This window comes from Polaromonas sp. P1_G2, assembly GCF_056405515.1.
This window is the reverse complement of sequence record NZ_JBFUBY010000997.1, coordinates 1-486: the sequence shown is the minus strand read 5'-3', so window position 1 is coordinate 486 and position 486 is coordinate 1. Positions and strand designations below refer to the sequence as shown.

The window sequence follows — 486 nt, the reverse complement described above, 5'->3', positions numbered from 1 at the left end:
AGTCCGGCGCGCTGAAGCCGTTTACCGGCCCGATCAACAAGCAGGACGGCACGGTGTGGCTGAAGGCCGGCGAAGTGGCGGGCGATGACAAGCTTGGGCCGCTGAATTTCCTCGTGGAGGGGGTTGAGGGCGAGCTGCCGAAGTAAGGTGCGGGGTTACGTGTGGAATGGAAACCCTGCTGGCGACGGCGGGGTTTTCAGTTGGCGCGCGAGGCGACTGCCCAAGCGGGATGACCCGGCAAGCGCCGACAATCTCCTCGCGGTGGATCTTACCATGAAATATGATCGATCTGCGAAAAAACAACCCTTGGATTGAATTAGATGTTTTTACAATTCCGGAAATAGATAATCGTAAAAAGCTCCGGTTGCTCCGCGCCTTCGGACAAATTCCCTGCTCCATGAAAATCTGCCGGACGACAGAGAATCATGATTTGCCCAGCCACGCAATTTGCAAGTTTCTACGGCCGAAAACCGCGCAAACTTGCAA

The 486-nt window shown here is 55.8% G+C and carries 1 protein-coding gene; it reads left to right on the top strand.

What is annotated here, in order from left to right; genetic code table 11:
- Positions 1-280 precede the first annotated feature (280 nt).
- Positions 281-486: hypothetical protein (locus tag AC1D0P_RS28730; RefSeq protein ID WP_477679845.1), on the top strand; the 206-nt coding region annotated here is incomplete at its 3' end.